11 protein-coding genes and 2 pseudogenes are annotated in these 19,122 nt (G+C 74.3%); 10 read left to right on the top strand and 3 right to left on the bottom strand.

Annotated elements, in window-relative coordinates; all coding sequences use genetic code 11:
• Positions 1-133: 133 nt before the first annotated feature.
• From ACRWNP_RS22350 to ACRWNP_RS22335, 4 genes and pseudogenes are all read left to right on the top strand, one after another.
• A pseudogene (locus ACRWNP_RS22350) lies at positions 134-400 on the top strand (thiolase C-terminal domain-containing protein); the annotation flags it as partial.
• A gap of 146 nt (positions 401-546) precedes the next feature.
• Positions 547-786 (top strand): DUF397 domain-containing protein, encoded by a 240-nt coding sequence (locus ACRWNP_RS22345; RefSeq protein ID WP_431964042.1) that lies wholly within the window; start codon positions 547-549, stop codon positions 784-786.
• 381 nt (positions 787-1,167) lie between these two features.
• Positions 1,168-4,050 carry an ATP-binding protein gene (locus tag ACRWNP_RS22340; RefSeq protein ID WP_431964040.1) on the top strand — a complete coding sequence of 961 codons (2,883 nt, stop codon included), beginning with the start codon at positions 1,168-1,170 and terminating at the stop codon, positions 4,048-4,050.
• Positions 4,051-4,099: 49 nt separating this feature from the next.
• Positions 4,100-4,600 (top strand): hypothetical protein, encoded by a 501-nt coding sequence (locus ACRWNP_RS22335; RefSeq protein WP_431964038.1) that lies wholly within the window; start codon positions 4,100-4,102, stop codon positions 4,598-4,600.
• Here ACRWNP_RS22335 and ACRWNP_RS22330 read toward each other — a convergent pair.
• Both ACRWNP_RS22330 and ACRWNP_RS22325 read right to left on the bottom strand, forming a co-directional pair.
• A pseudogene (locus ACRWNP_RS22330) lies at positions 4,563-5,183 on the bottom strand (N-acetylmuramoyl-L-alanine amidase); the annotation flags it as partial. The gene ACRWNP_RS22335 and the pseudogene ACRWNP_RS22330 sit on opposite strands and share 38 nt — an antisense overlap.
• A 185-nt stretch (positions 5,184-5,368) precedes the next feature.
• The gene (locus tag ACRWNP_RS22325; protein WP_431964036.1) at positions 5,369-6,463 is read right to left on the bottom strand and encodes an aminoglycoside phosphotransferase family protein; all 1,095 of its coding nucleotides are present in this window, start codon (positions 6,461-6,463) and stop codon (positions 5,369-5,371) included.
• A gap of 395 nt (positions 6,464-6,858) precedes the next feature.
• On the opposite strand from ACRWNP_RS22325, the gene ACRWNP_RS22320 reads away from it, so the two are divergent.
• A complete protein-coding gene (locus tag ACRWNP_RS22320; protein ID WP_431964034.1) occupies positions 6,859-8,334 on the top strand; it encodes a DNA-binding protein NsdB in 1,476 nt (491 codons plus the stop codon).
• Positions 8,335-8,548: 214 nt separating this feature from the next.
• Here the strand turns inward: ACRWNP_RS22320 and ACRWNP_RS22315 are convergent, their stop codons facing one another.
• Positions 8,549-10,030, bottom strand: a complete 1,482-nt coding sequence (locus ACRWNP_RS22315; protein ID WP_431964033.1) for a PP2C family protein-serine/threonine phosphatase — start codon at positions 10,028-10,030, stop codon at positions 8,549-8,551.
• Between the two features lie 348 nt (positions 10,031-10,378).
• Here ACRWNP_RS22315 and ACRWNP_RS22310 point away from each other — a divergent pair, with 348 nt between their 5' ends.
• The 5 genes from ACRWNP_RS22310 (at position 10,379) to ACRWNP_RS22290 (ending at position 19,114) form a co-directional block, all read left to right on the top strand.
• Positions 10,379-11,803, top strand: a complete 1,425-nt coding sequence (locus ACRWNP_RS22310) for a HEAT repeat domain-containing protein (RefSeq protein ID WP_431964031.1) — start codon at positions 10,379-10,381, stop codon at positions 11,801-11,803.
• 400 nt (positions 11,804-12,203) lie between these two features.
• Complete coding sequence (locus tag ACRWNP_RS22305; protein ID WP_431964029.1) at positions 12,204-13,325, top strand: glycosyltransferase family 4 protein; 1,122 nt, start codon at positions 12,204-12,206, stop codon at positions 13,323-13,325.
• A complete protein-coding gene (locus ACRWNP_RS22300) occupies positions 13,322-14,476 on the top strand; it encodes a glycosyltransferase (RefSeq protein ID WP_431964027.1) in 1,155 nt (384 codons plus the stop codon). The genes ACRWNP_RS22305 and ACRWNP_RS22300 overlap by 4 nt, the downstream gene beginning before the upstream one ends.
• The gene (locus ACRWNP_RS22295) at positions 14,473-15,507 is read left to right on the top strand and encodes an SGNH/GDSL hydrolase family protein (protein WP_431964026.1); all 1,035 of its coding nucleotides are present in this window, start codon (positions 14,473-14,475) and stop codon (positions 15,505-15,507) included. Before ACRWNP_RS22300 ends, ACRWNP_RS22295 begins: the two co-directional genes overlap by 4 nt.
• Before the next feature lie 4 nt (positions 15,508-15,511).
• The gene (locus tag ACRWNP_RS22290; protein ID WP_431964024.1) at positions 15,512-19,114 is read left to right on the top strand and encodes a hydantoinase B/oxoprolinase family protein; all 3,603 of its coding nucleotides are present in this window, start codon (positions 15,512-15,514) and stop codon (positions 19,112-19,114) included.
• The last annotated feature ends 8 nt before the right edge of the window (positions 19,115-19,122 follow it).

Here is a 19,122-nt window from a genome sequence, read left to right as displayed (position 1 = left end):
CCCTAAGTACCAGGGCCGCCGGTGCGCAGGGCCGTTCGTCGATCGTGTGCCGGACCGCGCTCATCCAGCGGGTGGAAGCAGTTCGACGCCCTCGCCCGCCCTGCCGTCCCGCTCCACCGCGACCACGCGAACGCGTTCACCGGGCCGCACGGCCACCAGGGGGAACTGCGACGCCAAGGGCACGTTGAAGCCGGCCCCCTGGTACGAGCCGATGGGGTTGGAGAACCTCGGCTTCGCCCAGGAGGGCGAGGGCTGGAAGCTCACCGGGTCCGGGGTGACGGAGCTCGACGGCGACCTGCCCATCAGCCCTTCGGGTGGTGTGCCGTCCAGCGACCCGATCGGTTCCTCGGGGATGATCCGCTTCGCCGAGGCCGCGTACGGTGGGGGTTCGCAGTCCTTTCCACGCGGGTGGTCGGATCGAGGCACCCCGGAGAGTGAAGCGGGCATGAACCGGTGCCGGGCCCGGGCAGGTTCTTCCATGACCTGTCCGGGCCCCTGCACGGTCGCTAGGCTGGCCCGGACGACGGAGTCGGGAGGAGAACGGACGTGGCCGAGAGCACGATCGGATCGCCGTTGGCCAACGGGAAGAAGCCGCAGCTTGATCTGGCCAACGCGACATGGCAGTCGAGCAGCCAGGGCACGGGAGACGTCCAGATTGCCTTCGTCGAGGGCTACATCGCCATGAGGGACGGCCGGAACCCCGAGGGGCCCTCGCTGGTCTTCACCCCGGCGGAATGGCGGGCCTTCGTCCTCGGGGCCCGCGACGGCGAGTTCGACCTCACCTGAGGGAAGACCACGGGCACGCCCGGCGGCCCGCCCCCGTCCGCGACGGAGGGCCGCCGGCGGACCCACCGGGCGTGACGCGGCCGCCTCGGCCGCCCGTCCCCGCGCCCGCGTACGTCCCCCGGGGAACGCAACCGACGGGCTGTCATGTCGTCGTCGTGTGGCATGTGCCGGAGGCATCACTGCGTGGTGTTCTCGCATGTGGGCGGGCTTGACCGAGCACGGTCGATCATTCCCCGAACGATTGTGAACAGCCGTCATCAGTTCACATGTCTCCACTCACGCAGGGTCCCTGGTGGCGTACGCTGAGGTGCCATCGGACAAGTGTCCGAGCATCACCGGCGCGCTCCCGGCGTGCGCCGGATCAGGGGCAGGGGGTGCACTATGGCGCGGCGCACGCCGAAGTCCCGGCGGCCGCTCCTCGAACGCGAGGCCGAGCTCGTGGCCGTCGACGAGGCGCTGGCCGAACTCACGGGCATCCGGGCCGAGGGGGACCGCCCCCGGGTCGGCACACGGCGCGGCGGGGTGCTCGCCTTCGCGGCCCCCGCGGGCCTCGGCAAGACGACCCTGCTCGCGGAGACCCGGCGCCGGGCCTCCGCCCTCGGCTGCACCGTTCTGTACGCCCGCGGGGGTGATCAGGAACAGGGCGTCGCCTTCCACGTGGCCCGCCAGCTGCTCCAGCCCCAGCTCGCCGGAGCCGGCGACGCCGCGCTCCGCTCCACCCTCGGCAGCTGGTACGGCATCGTCGGCCCCGCCCTCGGGCTGTGCACCGACGGCGAGGGCGCGCCCCCCGACCCGCAGGGCCTCGCGGACGGACTCGACTGGGTGCTCACCCACATCGCCGTCCGGCGTGCCCCGGTGGTCCTCGTGCTCGACGACGCCCACTGGGCCGACCCCGAGTCCCTGGGCTGGCTGGCGGCCTTCGCGCCGCGCGCGGAGGAACTCCCCATGCTCGTCGTCGTGGCCTACCGCCCCGACGAACTCCCCGCCCACGCCGAGGCGTTCCGCGGACTTCCCGACCGCTCCGGCACCCGCCCGATCGGCCTGGAACCGCTCAGTGCCGCCGCCATCGGCCGCCTCGTCCGCGACGCCGTGGGCGACCACGCCGACGACGCCTTCTGCCGCGAGGCCTGGGCCGTCACCGCCGGCAACCCCTTCGAGGCCGTGGAACTCACCGCCAAGGTCGTCGACCGGGCACTGCGCCCCGACGAGTCCAGCGCGCACCTCCTGCGCGACCTGGCCGCGGCGGCCAAGGGCAGCGGACTCATCTCCCGCCTGGAACGCCTGGGCACCTCCACCGTCCGCATGGCGTGGGCCGCCGCCGTCCTCGGCACCTCCATCTCTCCCGCGATCGCCGCGAGCGTGGCGGGCCTGGGCGGCGAGGAGGCCGCGGACGCCACGGACCGGCTGCGCAAGGCCCGCATACTCACCGGCAGCGACGTCCTGGAGTTCGTCCACCCCCTCATCGCCACCGCCGTCTACCGGGCGATCCCCGACGCCGTCCGGGTCGCGCTGCACGGCCAGGCCGCCTGGTCCGTCGTGGACGCCGGGCTCGGCCCCTCCGCCGCGGCCCGCCACCTGCTGGAGACCCACCCCGAGGGAGACCCCTGGGTCGTCGCCCAACTGCGCCAGGCCGCCCGCGACACCGCCCGGGCCGGCGCCCCCGACGCGGCCCGTCGCTACCTCGCGCGGGCGCTGCGCGAGCCGCCCCCGTTCGAGGACCGGGCGGCCGTGCTGTTCGAGCTGGGCTGCTCCTCCCTGCTCACCGAGCCGGCGACCACCGTCAACCACCTGCGCGCCGCGCTCGAGGAGCCCGTCGTCGACCCGGTGCTGCGCGACGCGATCACCTACCGGCTGTCCCAGGCCCTGGCCCACTCCGACCGGCTCGGCGAGGCCGCGGACACCGTCGGGCAGGCCGCCCGGACCGCCACCAACGCGCGGGCCCGGCTGCGGATGCAGGAAGAGCAGTTCATGTGGGACGCCTTCCGCTCCGACGAACCCGACTCCCCGGCGCGCTCCCGCCGGCTGGCCCGCCTGGCCGACCGGCTGACCGGACGCGACCTGACCGAGCGCTACATCATCGGCCTGCGCGCCTGGGACGCCACCCTGCGCGGCGAGCCCGCCGAGACCGCGCTGCGGCACTCCGACCGGGCCCTGATGGGCGGCCTGCCCTGGGCCAGCGAGGACTTCGGATTCGAGGTGCCGGTCCTCGTCGCGATGACGTACATGTACGCCGACCGGCCGGGACGCGCCGAAGAGCTCTTCGCCACCGGCATCGGCGACTACGAGCGCCAGGGCTGGCGCGGCGCCCACCTCGCCTTCGGCTACTCCCTGCTCGGCTACGTGCGCTACCGCCGCGGCCGCCTCGCCGAGGCCGAGGACTTCGCCCGCGACGGCCTCCGGCTCGCCGACCGTGTCGGCCGAGGCACCCCGGTCGTCTGGTACACCGTGGCGATCCTCGTCGAGATCCTGGTCGCCCGCGGCCGGGTCCGCGAGGCCACGGCCCTCGCCGAGGAGTACGACTTCTGCGAGCCCTTCCCGGCGGCCGTCACCTTCCCCGACGCCCAGACCGTCCACGGCGAGCTGCTGCTCGCCCGGGGCATGGTCAACGAGGCCATCGCCCAGCTCGAGGCATGCGGCCGCCGGCTCGACCCCCGGGGGATGCGCAACCCCGCCTGGTCCGCGTGGAAGCTCCACCTCGCGCTCGCCGAGGCCCGGGACACCCCGGAGCGGGCCCGCGCCACCGCAGCCGACGCCGTCGAACGCGCCCGCCAGTACGGCACCGCGTCCGCGATCGGCCAGGCGCTGCGAGTCGCCGCCGAGGTGGCCGCGGAATCCGACCGGCTCAAGCTGCTGACCGAGGCCGTCGCGCACCTGGAGCGCTCACCGGCCGGCTACGAGCTGGCCCGGGCCCTGGTCGACCACGGTGCCGCCCTGCGCCGCGAGGCCCGGCTCCACGAGGCGGCCGAACAGCTCTACCGGGGCCTGGAGACCGCCGTCCACTGCGGTGCCGACGCACTGGCCGAGCGCGCCCGCGACGAGCTCGCCGCCGCCGGACTGCGCCCCCGCAGGCTCCGCACCACCGAGACCGACGCCCTCACCGCCCAGGAGCGGGCGGCCGCCTCCCGGGCCGCCCGAGGCGAGGACGACGAGCACATCGCCGCAGGTCTGGACACCGACGTGGAGAACGTCACCCGTTTGCTCTCCGCTGTCTACCGCAAGATCGGCACCGACCGGGCGGGCCTGTCCAGGGCTCTGGCGCCCTAGCCGTGCGACCCCGGGCACACGGGCGTCCCGGGGACCGTACGATGGGCGCATGTCGTTCCTCCGCCGCCGCAGCGCCGCAACGCCCACAGGGCCGGAATTCGACGTCCTGGCCATGGACCCGGGCGACTGGCCGGGCGAACTCGGCGCCGGGCTGCTGCCCGGGGAGGACGGCACCTGCCAGGGCATCTTCCTGCGCTACGACCTCTTCGGCGGGCGCGGTCCCGCCATGCTGATCGGCAACCTCCCCGAGGGCTCGCCGGCCCGCGACCTCGAGGAGGGCCAGATCCCCTTCGAGGTCGCGCAACTGCTGCTGGCCCTCGGCAACGACGAGCCGGTGGAGGTCGTCGGCACCGAGGAGACCCCGGTCATGCACGGTGACAACCTGCTGATCGTGCGCAAGGTGAAGCTCTCCGAAGGGCGCATCGCCTGCACGCAGTTCGACCGCAGCGACGGCGTCCTGGTCACCATCGCGACCTGGGACCGACCGATCACCGACGACCTCTACCAGTTGCTCAAGCCCCTCCCCGCGGAGATGTTCCAGCAGGGCTGAACGGATCCCAGGATGGCCGCACGGTCACGTCCTCGGCCTTGACCCAGGCCACCGGTGGCCGAACTGGATCTCGTGCAGCATCTCGTAGTGGAGCTGCCTGCCGCGCACCACCGCGTGCTGGGAGGCGTCGAAGGTGACCGCCCGGTAGCACTCGCCCCGGGGCCCCCGGCCCACCGCTTAGCTCTGGCCCGCGAGCAGCTTGTACGGCAGCGGGGAGTCCGGCTGGACCGGGACGCCCGGCGGGTAGGCGGACGCCTCCGGGTCGGCACGCCCGTACACCGGGACCTCGCCGCGGCCCTCCTTCGGCGTGAGCAGCCGGCCTGCGGCCGGCAGGGCGGTCCGGTGTCCCCTGGGCTCGTGGAACCAGGCCTTCTGGCAGAGGTACCAGATCGCCGTCAGTCCCCGCGCCGTTCGGCCACCGCGAACTGCCGGCCGGTCGAGGCACGGGCGCCGGTGTCGTTCACCCGGTCGTCGAAGGGGCCTCCCCGTTCAGACCGGTGTCCTTGACGAGCGGGGCGTCTTCGCGCGGCTCGGTGTACAGCCGGACGGCCGTCGAACCGCGGGACGGACAGGTGTCGCCCGCCGCGCCATGGCCTGCGGCGCGTCAGTGGACTGGGCGACCGGCGGTGCCACCCCGGCCGTACGGCCTCCCGGGCGGCACCGCGACGGCACCGGAGGACTCTCCCCTGGTCCCCGGGTCCGCGACCGCGGTGCGCCGTCGTCCACCACGCACCCTCCTCCTCTTCCGTCCGGGAACCGGCCGGGGGATCACCTCGTGCCGACGGCGGCCCTGACGGCCCGCCGGGCGAGGCCCGCGTCGTCGTGCAGCCGGCGCAGCAGCAGTCGCTGCTCCTCGCCCGCCTCGGCCGCGCCCGGACCCGCCGGGACGGTGCTGCGCATGGTGCGCTGCACGGCCGTCTCGTAGGTGCGGATCTCGCGGGTGACCACCAGCATCAGGTTCACCAGGAAGGCGTCACGCGCGATCGGTCCCGAGGCCTGTGCCATCTGGCTGATCTGCCGCCGGGTGACCGGGTCGTCGCCCAGGATCATCCAGAGCACCGCCAGGTCATAGCCGGGCAGGTACCAGCCGGCGTGCTCCCAGTCGACCAGCACCGGGCCGGCCGGGGAGAGCAGGATGTTGGAGAGCAGGGCGTCGCCGTGGCTGAACTGGCCCTGCGCGTGCGCCAGTCCGTGCAGAAGCTTCTGCAGGTCGCCCATGTCCCGGTCGGTGAGCAGTCCCAGCTCGTGGTAGCGGGACAGCCGGGCCGCGTAGTCGATCGGGGCGTCGAAGACCCCGGCCGGCGGACGCCACATGTTGACCCGGGAGATCGCGCTGAGCACCATCCGCACGTCCGCCCGCGGCGGGGCCTCGGACGGGTGCCGCTGCAGCGCCGCGACCCGTCCGGGCATCCGCTCCACCACGAGCGTGCAGCTCTCGGGGTCGGCGGCGATCAGGCGCGGCGCCCTGACCGGCGGCCGGTGCCGTACGAACGCCCGGTACGCGGCGATCTCGTGCCGGTACCGCTCCACCCATGCGGGAGAGTGGTCCAGCAGGCACTTGGCGACCGCGGGGGCACGCCCCGAGGTACCGACCAGCAGCACCGAGCGGCCGCTGCGCCGCAACATCTGGACGGGCGTGAACTCGGGACAGATGCGCTGCACCGAGGCGATGGCCGAGCGCAGTTGCGCGCCTTGGGGTCCGGTCAAGTCGAGCCTCCCGCTGAGCGGATGGGAGGTCCCCGGCGCGCTCCTGCGCGGAGCGGGCAGCACCGGGCGAGGACGTATGGCGGTCCCGGTCCCGGAGAACGCCGGGAGGTGGGCCGGCCGGGGCGGTGCGGACACGGAGGACGATGCTGAATACATATGGGGAGACAGATCCCTTCGTGTGCCAACGGGCTCTTGACGAGGTGGCGGGGCCGGCGCGTGGACGGATCCGGAGCCGGGGTCGGCGTCCGGTCCCGCACCCTGGGGAATGCGGGTCCGGGCCGGCGGTCCGAACTGTCCACGCGCCGTACGCCCCTCGCGTACCAGTACGCACATGGCTCTCGAGTTGTTCAACGCTGATCGGCGTTTTTCGAAAGTTGTTCATATGCGACCGTTCGCGAGCCGGCGAGTGCCGGGCCGGGTGGCGCGTTCCTACCTGACCACCGCATGCGGGTGGCAGACCATCTGGCGCACCCTGGCGAACCATGGCGAATGCTCGCGGCGGCGCTGACCGGCCGTTAGTGTCAACAGTGCCGAGGAACCTGGGGGCTTGGATGGACAAGGAAGCCAACACACGGCTAGCGGACCTGTTCGCACTCACCGGATGGTCCAAGGGAGAGCTCGCGAGACTCGTCAACCGGCAGGCGGCGGCCATGGGCCACCCGCAGCTGGCGACGGACACCTCGCGCGTGCGCCGCTGGATCGAGACCGGGGAATCCCCGCGCGAACCCGTGCCCACCGTGCTGGCGGCCCTGTTCACCGAGCGTCTCGGCCGTGTCGTAACCATCGAGGATCTCGGGTTCGGCCGGCATCGGCGTACGGGAAGGAAGCAGGCCGTCAGCGTCGACGGACTGCCCTGGCCACCGGAGCGAACAGCCGCGGTCCTCACCGAATTCACGGGAATGGACCTCATGCTCAACCGACGCGGTCTGGTGGGCGCGGGAGCCGCGCTCGCCGCGGGTTCCGCACTCAGCAGCGCCATGCACGACTGGCTGCACACCGATCCGGCGCTCGCGGCCGACGCCCCCACCAGCAACGACCCCTTCAACGCAGACGCGGCCTCCTACGACCGCTACGAGGCGGCCCCCGTCGGCTCCCAGGAGATCGAGGCGCTCGAGCGCTCGGTCGAGGTGTTCCGCGCCTGGGACGCGTCCCGCGGCGGCGGGCTGCAGCGCAAGGCGGTCGTCGGACAGCTCAACGAGGTGGGCGGCATGCTCGCCTACCACCACCCACCGCACCTCAAGCGCAGGCTCTGGGGCGTGGCCGCCAACCTCGCCGTCCTGGCGGGCTGGATGTCCCACGACGTGGGCCTGGAGCCCACCGCCCAGAAGTACTTCGTCATCGCGGCACACGCCGCCCGTGAGGGCGGGGACCGGCCCAGGGCCGGCGAGGCGCTCTCCCGCGCCGCCCGGCAGCTGGTCCACCTGGGCCGGCCGGACGACGCGCTGGACCTGATGAAGCTGGCGCAGTCCGGCTCCGGGCAGGAGGCGCTGCCGCGCACCCGCGCCATGCTCTGCACCATCGAGGCGTGGGCACAGGCCTCCATGGGCCACGGCCAGGCGATGCGCCGCACCCTGGGCAAGGCCGAGGACCTCTTCGCCAGCGACCGCGGCGACGTCCCGCCGCCGAGCTGGATGCAGATGTTCGACGAGGCCGATCTGCACGGCATGCAGGCGCTCGCGTACCGCACCCTCGCCGAGTACGAGCCCCTGGCGGCGCGGACGGCGCAGCAGCACGCCAAGCAGGCGCTGGAGCTGCGCGGCAAGGGCCGGGACCGGTCGAACATCTTCGATTACATCTCGCTGGCCTCGGCCTGCTTCATCGCCGACGACCCGGAGCAGGCGGACCGCTACGCGCGACTGGCGCTGCTGACCATAAGGCAGAACTCGTCGCTGCGTACCTGGGACCGACTGCGGGAGATGTACCGGCTGACGGCGCGGTACTCCGACTTCACCAGGATCCAGGACCTGCGTGAGGAGATCGAGGTCGCGCTGCCGAGCGGCCCCAGGCGCAAGGGCCCCGTGATCTGAGCGGAGCCCGGCGCGGGGCACGCGGACAGCGGACATCGACGGGGATGGGCGGGACCAGCCGACTCGACGCCGAACGAGCCGGCTCTCCCGAATGTCGTCCTCGTGTCGACACATGGATATGCCGGTACGTCGACCGTTTGCCGGTGACGCCGTTTGCCGGTGACGCCGTATGCCGGTGACGCCGTGGGCTGGTGACGGCGCGGGCCCGTGGACCTCAGTGGAACTTGGCGATGAGCACGCAGGCGTCGTCCTCGCGCTCGGGGGCGCCGAGTTCCTCCACCACGACGCGCACGCACTCCTGGGGAGTACGGGCCCGGGCGAACCTCGGGCCGAGCTCCAGCAGGCGTCGCACCGCCTCGGCCGAGTCCGAGGCCGCAACGGAACCCGAACGCGGCGGCAGGAGGCCGTCGGTGTGCAATACCAGCAGGTCGCCGGGGAGCAGGCACTCGGTGGTCTGGCCGTACTGGGCGCCCGACGTGGCACCCAGCAGCACACCCTCGGGCGCGTCGAGCGGTCGCCCTGTCCCCTCGCGGAACAGCAGCGGGGCGGGGTGTCCGGCCTGCGCCCACACCAGCGAGCGGTCCTCCGGGCGGTAGCGGCAGCACAGGGCGCTGCCCAGCGCGGGCTGCGCGGAGCTGTCCAGCAACTGGTTGAGCCCGCCCAGCAGCGGGGCCGGGTCCAGCCCCGTCATCGCCATGCCGCGCAGCGCGCCGAGCAGCATGGCCATGCCGGAGGTGGCGGAGACCCCGTGCCCGGTGAGGTCCCCCACGGTGAGCAGTGCGGAGCCGTCGGGCAGCTGCAGCGCGTCGTACCAGTCGCCGCCGACCAGGGCGCCGGTCGCGGACGGGAGGTAGTGGGCGGCGAGGTCGACCGTGGTCGGGCCGCCGTCCTGCGGGAACCGCAGGGAGCCGCGCCACGGCGGCAGCACGGCCTCCTGCAGCTCGACCGCCAGCCGGCGCTCGGTCCGAGCGATCTGCCGCTCGCGCTGCAACGAGTCACGGGTCTCGCGCAGCGTCCGCTGGCTGCGGCGCAGTTCGCTGACGTCGCGGAGCACCGCCCACATGGAGGCGGTGGCGCCGGCGGCGTCGAGCACCGGCTCGCCCACCATGTGCACCGTACGCACGGCACCGTCCGGGCGGACGATGCGGAACTCGCAGTCGATCGGCCGGGCGTCCACCAGGCAGCCGGTCACGGCCGCGGTGAGGGTCTGCTGGTCCTCGGCGAACAGCCACGAGGGCAGCTCGTCCAGGGTCAGCGGTCCGTCCTCTCCGGTGCGCCCGAAGATGCGGTAGAGCTCCTCCGACCACTGGACACCGTCCGTGACGAGGTCCCACTCCGCGCTGCCGGCCCGTCCCAGGGCCCGTACGGCGGCGGGGGCCGGTGCGGGGGCGGGTGCCTCCCGGGCCGGCCGTCCCGTGCAGGCGGCGCCGCCGGGCTCCGCAGCCGTCTCCCGGTCACCAGGGAGGCCGTCACGCAGCTGCCCGAGGTGCGCGCCCAGGTCGTCGAGCTGGTGGACGGCGAGGTCGCACAGCGCGCGCTGCCAGCGCAGCCGCGGGTCCTCCTCGTCCTCCCCGGCGGCGTCGCGGCGGACGGCGTCGACCTTGCCGCGCAGCTGGCGGGTCTGGGAGATGAGCGCGTCCACGGTACCGGGCTCAGGCTTCGCGGTGGCGCGGTCCTCATGCAAATGGGGCGGCATGACGCTCTCCGAACATGTCTCCGAACCGGGCGCCGGCCTCTACGGGGCCGTACGGATGGGCCAGTCACGACTCTTGCACAAGGAGTGATGGCCCGTAAGGGTTTCTGCAATACCCGATCCGGTGGTGCTACCGGCATATGTCAGGAGCCTGGGGTGCCGCCGAGCTCGGGAGACTCGGCGGAATGCCTCGGTCCGGGTAAGCTGCGGGACTCCGCCCCGTGAGCGCGCTCGCGAGGCGCCCGGGTGTCACGCAAAGGGTTTGAACCCGGGACGATCTGCGAAGATACCTCGCAGCCGGTAACGGAAAATCCCGTTGCCAACGAACTCCCCGCACCGGATGCTGACCTCATGTTCGACCCCGACATAGCGCCCAGCGGTACCCTTCTCGGCCTCCTCCAGCGAGGACGCGGAGACGGGACCCTGCACGCCCTCGCGGCGCGGCGAGCCGACGCGCTCGCCGCGCTGGAGCAGTGTGTCCTGCGCGACCCCCGTCACGACTGGCGCGTGGAGTCCCGCTCCCTCTATTACGCGCGCCTCTTCTCGGAACTCGAGGGCCCGCTCGACGGGATCGAACAGCACCTCTTCCACCCGGACGACATCGTCAGCCCCGACGAGCACCGCTGCGGCCTGGCGCTGTCCGTCCTCGGCCACCTCGCCGGCTACGGCCGCCGGGACGCCACCCTGCTGCTGCGCCGCTACGCCGTCACCGGCGGCAACTGGGAATGGGCCCTGGACGAGCTCGCCGTACGTGACGACGACGAGGCGCTGCGTGCGCTCGGCCCGGCTGTGCTCGCCCGCTTCCCGCGGACCACGGAGGGTGACGCCCAGCTGGCCGCCGCACTCCGGGAGGCGTACGAGCCACGGCCCTGGCGGTTGTGGGCCGAGGATCCGGACCCCGCCGTCTCCGAACGCGTGCGCAAGGCGTCGGAACAGACCGCCTTCGACCGCTGGCAGCGCCAGATGCGGCCTGCCGGGCCGACCCCGGGCTGGAGCGTGCGCGCCGTGCTCGAATGGGCCCAGGAGGGTCTGGCAGCCCACCCACCGCAGCACCGCGACGCCCCCGCCGCCCGCTGCCTGGCCGCCGTCGCCGGCCCCGAGGACCGCGAGGAGCTCGTCGAGGCGGCCCGCGGTGGCCCCGACGCCGCCCGCGCGGCCGCCCTCCGCCACCTCTCCGACCGGCAGGACCGCGCGGCCCTCGACCTCATCGAGGCCGCCGCCCTCAGTGCGTCCGAGCTCGTCGCCCGCGCCGCCGTCGAGTCCTTCGAGCGGATGCGCAGTGTCGCCGCCCTCACCCGGGCCCGCGCCTGGTCACGCCGCGAGGACGTGCTCGGCGCGGCCGCCGCCCGCATGCTCGCCTGCCGGGGCGGCGAACAGGACGCCGACCGCGTCCTCGGCGCCCTGCGCCGCCTCGTCCAGCGCGAAGGCGCCGACGCCGACGGCCTCGTCGTGCTCGTCGAGGGAGCCGGCCGGCTCTCCATCGACTGCTCGGCCCCCGTCCTGCGCCACGTCTATCGCGAGACCAGCTCCTCACAACTGCGCGGCGTCGCCGCCCACGCCCTCGCCCGCACCGATCCCAGCTTCGGCGCCGGGCTCGCCGTCGAGTGCCTGTGGGACTGCGAGGAGACCACCCGCGAACTCGCCGCCCGCACGGCCACGACCGCGGACGTCCGCGTCCTGGCCCGTCTGCGCAGCCTCGCCGCCGATCCCGCGGAGGAGGCCGAGGTCCAGACCGCCGTCCGCGGGCGCCTCAGTTCCGGCGACCCCGCCCGGTAGCCGCGACCGCGGTTGTCACGGCCTCCTGGCCCCGCGCGGCCAGGAGGAACCGGCCGAAGTCGGCGACCCCGCAGGCGGCCGGCTGGTACGGGGAGTTGTCCCGGGCCTGGGGCACGGCAGTCGCCAGTGCGCCGAGGTCGGCCGGCTGCTCGTCGACGTCTCGGCGGGCCCTGCCCCGAGGACGGGATCCCGTTCCTCCGGGCCCGCGCCGCCTCCTCCGCCGCATCGCCGGAGGCCCCGGCGCCGGACTCCTGCCGCGGCAGGCGGGCGGCGTCCGCGCCCGCGGGGGGAGTGGCGCCGCGGTCGGAAGGCCCGATCCGGGGCCAACGCTCACGGCACGTTCCCCAAGGGGAAAGATCCACGTGACCCGGACAACGCCCGGGGAGCCCACAACGTCCGTATGCGAGTAGCCATCGTCACAGAGTCCTTCCCACCCGACGTCAACGGAGTGGCCCACTGCGCGCTGCGCACGGCCGAGCACCTGGTCCGCAGGGGCCACGAGCCGCTGGTCGTCGCGCCGGCCGGCCCGCACGACTCCACGCCGGGCGACGAACCGTGCCCCGTCGTGCGCGTGCCGTCGCTGCCCCTGCCCGGCTACCCGCAGGTCCGGGTGGCGCTCCCCGGCCGCAGGACCGGGGCGGCGATCGCCGCGCACCGCGCCCAACTCGTCCACCTGGCCAGCCCGTTCATCCTCGGGGTGCGCGGCATGGCCGCAGCCGCCCGGCAGCACATCCCCACGGTCGCCGTCTACCAGACCGACCTCGCGGGGTACGCCCGTACCTACCTGAGCCGCGGCGAGAGCACCGCGTGGCGCCGCATCCGCGCCGTGCACACGGCCGCCGACCGCACGCTCGCGCCGTCCAGCGCCTCCCAGCGCGACCTGGAGGCGCACGGCATCCCGCGCGTGCACCTGTGGCCGCGCGGCGTGGACTCCGTGCGCTTCGACCCCGCCCACCGCGACGAGGCGCTGCGCCGTGAACTCGCCCCTAACGGCGAGGTCCTGGTCGGCTACATCGGCCGCCTCGCCCCGGAGAAGCACGTGGAGCTGCTGGCCGGCGCCTGCCGGCTGCCCGGCGTGAAGGTGGTCGTCGTCGGCGACGGCCCCAGCGCCCAGGGGCTGCACGAGGCGCTGCCGGGCGCGGTGTTCCTCGGCCGCCGCACCGGGCACGACCTCGCGCGGATCTACGCCTCCCTCGACGCGTTCGTCCACACCGGGCCGTTCGAGACGTTCTGCCAGACCGTCCAGGAGGCGATGGCCAGCGGGCTGCCCGTGGTCGCCCCCGCCGCCGGCGGTCCGCTCGACCTCGTCGACCACGGCCGCACCGGGCTGCTCGTACCGCCCGGGGACGCGGACGCCGTCACCGGCGCCATACGGCTGCTGGCGAGCGCCCCGGCCATGCGCGACCAGTTCGGCGCCGAGGGGCGCGCCGACGTGGCCGCGCGCACCTGGGAGGCCGTCGGCGACCTGCTCCTGCAGCACTACGCGCAGGTGATCGACGCCCGTACGGCGGTGGCGGCATGACCCGTCCGCTGCGCATCGTCAGGCTGGCCAACTTCGTCACGCCCACCTCCGGCGGCCTGCGCACCGCCCTGCGCCACCTCGGCGAGGGCTACCTCGCGGCCGGCCACGAGCCGGTCCTGATCGTCCCCGGTCCCGCCGCCAAGGACGAGACGACCTCCCAGGGCCGCGTCGTCACCCTCCCCGGCCCCCTGGTCGCCGGCACCGGCGGCTACCGCGTACTGGCCGGCCGGGCCCGGCTGGAGGCGGTGCTCGACGGCCTGCGCCCGGACCGGCTGGAGGTCTCCGACCGTACGACGCTGCGCTGGACCGGGGAGTGGGCGCGCCGCCGCCGGGTGCCGTCCGTCATGGTGTCCCACGAGAGCGTCGACGGGGTGCTGCGCACCTGGGGCCTGCCCAGCGGTCTCGCCCAGGGCGCCGCCGACCGGCTCAACCGCCGCAGCGCGCGCGTGTACTCGCGCATCGTCTGCACGACTGCCTGGGCGGCCGTGGAGTTCGAGCGGATCGGGGCCCGCAACGTCGTACGGGCGCCGCTCGGCGTCGACCTCGATGCGTGCCACCCGGCGCACCACGACCCGCAGTTGCGCGCGCGGTACGCAGGCAACGCCGAGGTGCTGGTGGTGATGTGCTCCCGCCTGTCGCCCGAGAAGCGGCCGGGACGCGCCCTGGAGGCGCTCGCCCACATGCGGGACCAGGGCGTGGACGCCGTCCTCGTCGTCGCGGGGGACGGGCCGATGCGCGCCCGTCTGGAGGCGCGGGCCCGGGAGGCCCGGCTGCCGGTCACCTTTCTCGGGCACGTCCCCGTCCGCCGCACCCTGTCCGCGCTCCAGGCCACCGCCGACGTGGTCCTGGCCCCGGGCCCGGTGGAGACGTTCGGCCTGTCGGCCCTGGAGGCCCTCGCCTGCGGCACCCCGGTCGTCGCCAGCGCGCTGTCCGCGCTGCCCGACATCCTCGGCCCGGCCGGTGCCGCCGCCACCGACGACGGCCCCGCCTTCGCCGCCGCCGCCGGCCACCTGCTGTCCCGCCCCGAGCCCATGCGCCGTGCCATCGCCCGAGCCCAGGCCGAGCGCTACGGCTGGCCGACCGCCGTGAGCGCCTTCCTCGCCGCCCACGACGCCGCGCCCCGGCTCACCGCCCCGGAGGTCACGCCATGACGACGGGCACGGAGACGCCCGCCGTCCCCGGCCGTGCCAGACCCGCGTCCCACCCGCCCGCCGATGTCACGGCACCCGCCCAGGCCCAGGTCACCGCTCGGATGCCGGCCCCGACCTCTGCCCTGACGTCGACTCAGGCGTCGACTGAGGCGTCGGGTCAGGCCGGTGGCACGCCGGCCGGCACGAGGGAGATACGTTTCGCGGCGCTCGGCGACTCGCTCACCGAGGGCCTCGGCGATCCCGTCGCCGGCGGATGGCGCGGCTGGGTGCCGCTCCTGGCGCAGGGGCTGACCGCCGAGCCCTCGGCCGTACGCCTGCTCAACTGCTCCCGCAGCGGCGCCGTCACCAAGGACGTCGTCGAGGAGCAGCTGCCCCGCGCGCTGGACCACCGCCCCCACCTGGCCTCCGTGGTGATCGGCGCCAACGACACGCTCCGCGGCAGCTTCGACATCGAGTCCGTCGCCCGCCGCCTGGACACCGTCCTGGCCCAACTGCGCGCCCACGGTGCCGAGGTGCTCACCGCCTGCCTGCCGGACCCCGGCCGCATGCTGGGCCTGCCGTGGCCGCTCGCCCGCCCGTTGGGCCGCCGGATGGCCGCGCTGAACCAGGTCGTGCACGTCCTGTCCGAGCGGTACGACGCCGCGCACCTGCACGCCGCCCGCCATCCGTGGGTGGCCGACCGCGCGGCCTGGAGCGCGGACCGGCTGCACCCCAGCGAGCTGGGGCACCGGCTGCTGGCCCGGGCCTTCCACCAGCTCCTGGTCGCGCGCGGCCTGTCGGACGGCGAACCGCCGGCCACGACTCCCGGCGGCCCGGGGCCGGGCGCCGCGGCGAGCCTGCGGTGGATGGCGACCAGGGGTACCCGCTGGGTGGCCGACCGCTGCACCGATCTGCTGCCCGATCTGCTGCGGCTCGCCGGACGGGAGGCCCGGCACCGGATGGCCGGCACCGACGGCCTGCTGGACCTGCGTTCCCGCGACTCCACGGCCGCCGCGCTGGCCCGCCTGGGAGGGACGTCCCTGGGACAATGAGGGCGTGACCGGACGCTGGGAGTTCTGGATCGACCGGGGCGGCACCTTCACCGACGTCGTCGCCAGACGGCCGGACGGCGGCCTGGAGACGTGCAAGCTCCTCTCCCACGACCCGGGGCGCTACCGGGACGCCCCCGTCGAGGGCATCCGGCGCGTGCTGGGGCTGGACACCGGCGAACCCGTGCCCGGCGACCGGGTCTGCGTCGTCAAGATGGGCACCACGGTGGCCACCAACGCCCTCCTGGAACGCAAGGGCGAGCCGACCGTCCTGGTCGTCACCGAAGGCTTCCGCGACGCGCTGCGCATCGCGTACCAGAACCGGCCGCGGCTCTTCGACCGCGAGATCGTGCTCCCCGAGGCGCTGTACGAGCGCGTCATCGAGGTCCCCGAACGCGTCGACGCGCACGGCGCGGTCGTTCGTCCCCTCGATCCGGCCGCCACCGGCGCGGCCCTGCGCGAGGCGCGCCGGGACGGCCTGACGAGCGTCGCCGTCGTCCTGCTGCACGGCTACCGCCATCCCGCCCACGAGCAGGCCGTCGCGCGGGCGGCCCGCGAGGCCGGGTTCGACCAGATCAGCTGCTCCCACGAGGTGAGCCCGCTGATCAAGCTGGTCCCCCGCGGGGACACCACCGTGGTGGACGCGTACCTGTCGCCGGTCCTGCGCCGCTACGTGGACGAGGTGGCCGCGGAGCTGCGGGGCGTCCGGCTGATGTTCATGCAGTCCAATGGCGGGCTCCGCGAGGCCGGTCACTTCCGCGGCAAGGACGCCGTCCTGTCCGGCCCCGCCGGGGGAGTGGTCGGCATGGCCCGTACCTCGCGGCAGGCCGGGTTCGACCGGGTCGTCGGCTTCGACATGGGCGGTACCTCCACCGACGTCTCCCATTGGGCGGGCGAGCTGGAACGCGTCCTCGGCACCCAGGTGGCGGGCGTGCGGATGCGGGCGCCCATGATGAACATCCACACGGTGGCGGCGGGCGGCGGCTCGATCCTCCACTTCGACGGGCAGCGCTACCGGGTCGGCCCCGACTCCGCCGGCGCCGACCCCGGCCCCGCCTGTTACCGCCGCGGCGGCCCGCTGACCGTCACCGACGCCAATGTGATGCTCGGCCGTGTCCAGGCGGCGCACTTCCCGGCCGTCTTCGGCCCGGACGGCGACCAGCCGCTGAACACCGAGGCCGTCCGCGCGGGGTTCGCGCGGCTCGCCGACGAGGCCGCGGCCGCGACCGGCGACCGCCGCACCTCGGAGGAGGTCGCCGCGGGCTTCCTGGAGATCGCCGTCCTGAACATGGCCAACGCCGTCAAGAAGATCTCCGTGCAGCGCGGCCACGACATCACCCGCTACGCCCTCACCAGTTTCGGCGGAGCCGGCGGCCAGCACGCCTGCGCGGTCGCCGACGCCCTGTCCGTCGGCACCGTCCTGGTGCCCCCGCTGGCCGGGGTGCTGTCCGCGTACGGGATCGGCCTGGCGGACGCCACCGCCATGCGCGAGCGCTCCGTGGAGAGCCCGCTTCGCGAGGACGAGCTGCCCGCCCTGCGCGCGGTCCGCGACGAGCTCGACGGCCTGGCCCGCGCCCAACTGCGCGAGGACGGGGTCCCCGACGACAGCGTCGAGACCGTCACCCGCGTCCACGTCCGCTACGCGGGCACCGACGCCGCGCTGCCGGTCCCGTTCGGGACCGTCGACGCCATGCGCGGGGCCTTCACCGCCGACCACCGCGCCCGCTACGCCTTCACCATGGACAAGCCGCTGGTCGTCGAGGCGGTATCGGTGGAGGCGGTCGGCTCAGCGGGCCCGCCGGGCCGGCACTTCGTGGAGCAGCCGGCCCGGGAGGGCCCACTGCGGCCGGCCGCCGAGGTGTCGCTGTACGTGGAGGGCCGGCGCCGACGCAGCGCCTTGTTCCGCAGGGACGAGATGCGCCCGGGCGACACCATGGACGGGCCCGCCGTGATCGCCGAGGCCGACGCGACGACCGTCGTCGACCCCGGATGGCGGGCCGCGGTGGGCGAGCACGGCCACCTCCTGCTCACCCGGGTGCGACCGCGGCCCGGGCGGGTGGCGGTCGGGACCGAGGTCGACCCGGTGATGCTGGAGATCTTCAACAACCTCTTCATGTCGATCGCCGAGCAGATGGGCGTCCGACTGGAGAACACCGCCCACTCCGTCAACATCAAGGAGCGGCTGGACTTCTCCTGCGCCCTGTTCGACCCCGAGGGCAACCTCATCGCCAACGCCCCCCACATCCCCGTTCACCTGGGCTCCATGGGCGAGTCCATCAAGGAGGTACTGCGGCGGAACGAGGGCACCATGTGCCCGGGCGACGCCTACGCCGTCAACGACCCCTACCACGGGGGCACCCACCTGCCCGACGTCACCGTCGTCACCCCCGTCTTCGACGACGAGGGGAGGTCGCTGCTCTTCCTGGTCGCCTCGCGCGGCCACCACGCCGAGATCGGCGGCCTCACCCCCGGTTCGATGCCCGCCTTCAGCCGCACCGTGCACGAGGAGGGCGTCCTCTTCGACAACTGGCTCCTGGTGCGCGACGGCCGCCTGCGCGAGGAGGAGACCCGCGCCCTGCTCACGAGCGCCCCGTACCCCTCGCGCGACCCGGACACCAACATCGCCGACCTGCGCGCGCAGATCGCCGCGAACGAGAAGGGCATCGCCGAGCTGCGGCGCATGACCGCGCAGTTCGGCCTCGATGTCGTGCACGCCTACATGCAGCATGTACAGGACAACGCCGAGGAGTCCGTGCGGCGCATCGTCGCCGGTCTCGACGACGGCGATTGCGCGTACGAGACCGACAATGGCGCGGTCATCCGCGTCGCCGTCCGCGTCGACCGCGCGGCGCGCTCCGCCGTCCTGGACTTCACCGGCACCTCCCCGCAGCAGGAGGGCAACTTCAACGCGCCGCGCTCGGTGGTCATGGCCGCCGTGCTCTACGTCTTCCGCACCCTCGTCGCCGACGACATCCCGCTCAACAGCGGCTGCCTGAAACCCCTGGACGTCCGCGTCCCCGACGGTTCGATGCTCGCCCCGGAGTACCCGGCGGCCACCGTCGCGGGCAACGTGGAGACCTCCCAGGCCGTCACGGGGGCCCTGTACGCCGCGCTCGGCGTGCAGGCCGAGGGCTCCGGCACGATGAACAACGTCACCTTCGGCAATGACCGGGTGCAGTACTACGAGACGGTGGCCAGCGGTGCCGGGGCGGGCGAGGGCTTCGACGGCGCCGACGCCGTCCAGACCCACATGACCAACTCCCGGCTCACCGACCCCGAGATCCTCGAATGGCGCTACCCCGTCCGCGTCGACGGCTTCGCCCTGCGCGACGACAGCGGTGGCGACGGCCGGTGGCACGGGGGCCGGGGCGTCGTACGCCGCATCCGGTTCCTGGAACCCATGACGGTCGCCCTGCTCTCGGGCCACCGGCGAGTCCCCCCGTACGGCCTGGCGGGCGGTGGCCCCGGCGCCCTCGGCGAGAACCGGATCGAGCGTGCCGACGGCACCGTCACCCCGCTCGGCGGCGTCGACTGCGCCGACGTCGGGCCCGGTGACGTCCTGGTCGTGGCGACGCCCGGCGGGGGCGGCTACGGGGCCGCCGGAGGCTGAGCGGCACC

The sequence above is a fragment of the Actinacidiphila sp. bgisy160 genome (genome assembly GCF_965342435.1).
GTDB lineage: Bacteria > Actinomycetota > Actinomycetes > Streptomycetales > Streptomycetaceae > Actinacidiphila.
Note: the sequence above shows the minus strand (reverse complement) of the source record. Positions and strands in the feature narration are given on the sequence as shown.

Coding starts and splice junctions, on each gene's coding strand:
- ACRWNP_RS22340 (WP_431964040.1), top strand. CDS start 1,168: ATGGCGCGGCGCACGCCGAAGTCCCGGCGGCCGCTCCTCGAACGCGAG.
- ACRWNP_RS22335 (WP_431964038.1), top strand. CDS start 4,100: ATGTCGTTCCTCCGCCGCCGCAGCGCCGCAACGCCCACAGGGCCGGAA.
- ACRWNP_RS22325 (WP_431964036.1), bottom strand. CDS start 6,463: ATGTATTCAGCATCGTCCTCCGTGTCCGCACCGCCCCGGCCGGCCCAC.
- ACRWNP_RS22320 (WP_431964034.1), top strand. CDS start 6,859: ATGGACAAGGAAGCCAACACACGGCTAGCGGACCTGTTCGCACTCACC.
- ACRWNP_RS22315 (WP_431964033.1), bottom strand. CDS start 10,030: ATGCCGCCCCATTTGCATGAGGACCGCGCCACCGCGAAGCCTGAGCCC.
- ACRWNP_RS22310 (WP_431964031.1), top strand. CDS start 10,379: ATGTTCGACCCCGACATAGCGCCCAGCGGTACCCTTCTCGGCCTCCTC.
- ACRWNP_RS22305 (WP_431964029.1), top strand. CDS start 12,204: ATGCGAGTAGCCATCGTCACAGAGTCCTTCCCACCCGACGTCAACGGA.
- ACRWNP_RS22300 (WP_431964027.1), top strand. CDS start 13,322: ATGACCCGTCCGCTGCGCATCGTCAGGCTGGCCAACTTCGTCACGCCC.
- ACRWNP_RS22295 (WP_431964026.1), top strand. CDS start 14,473: ATGACGACGGGCACGGAGACGCCCGCCGTCCCCGGCCGTGCCAGACCC.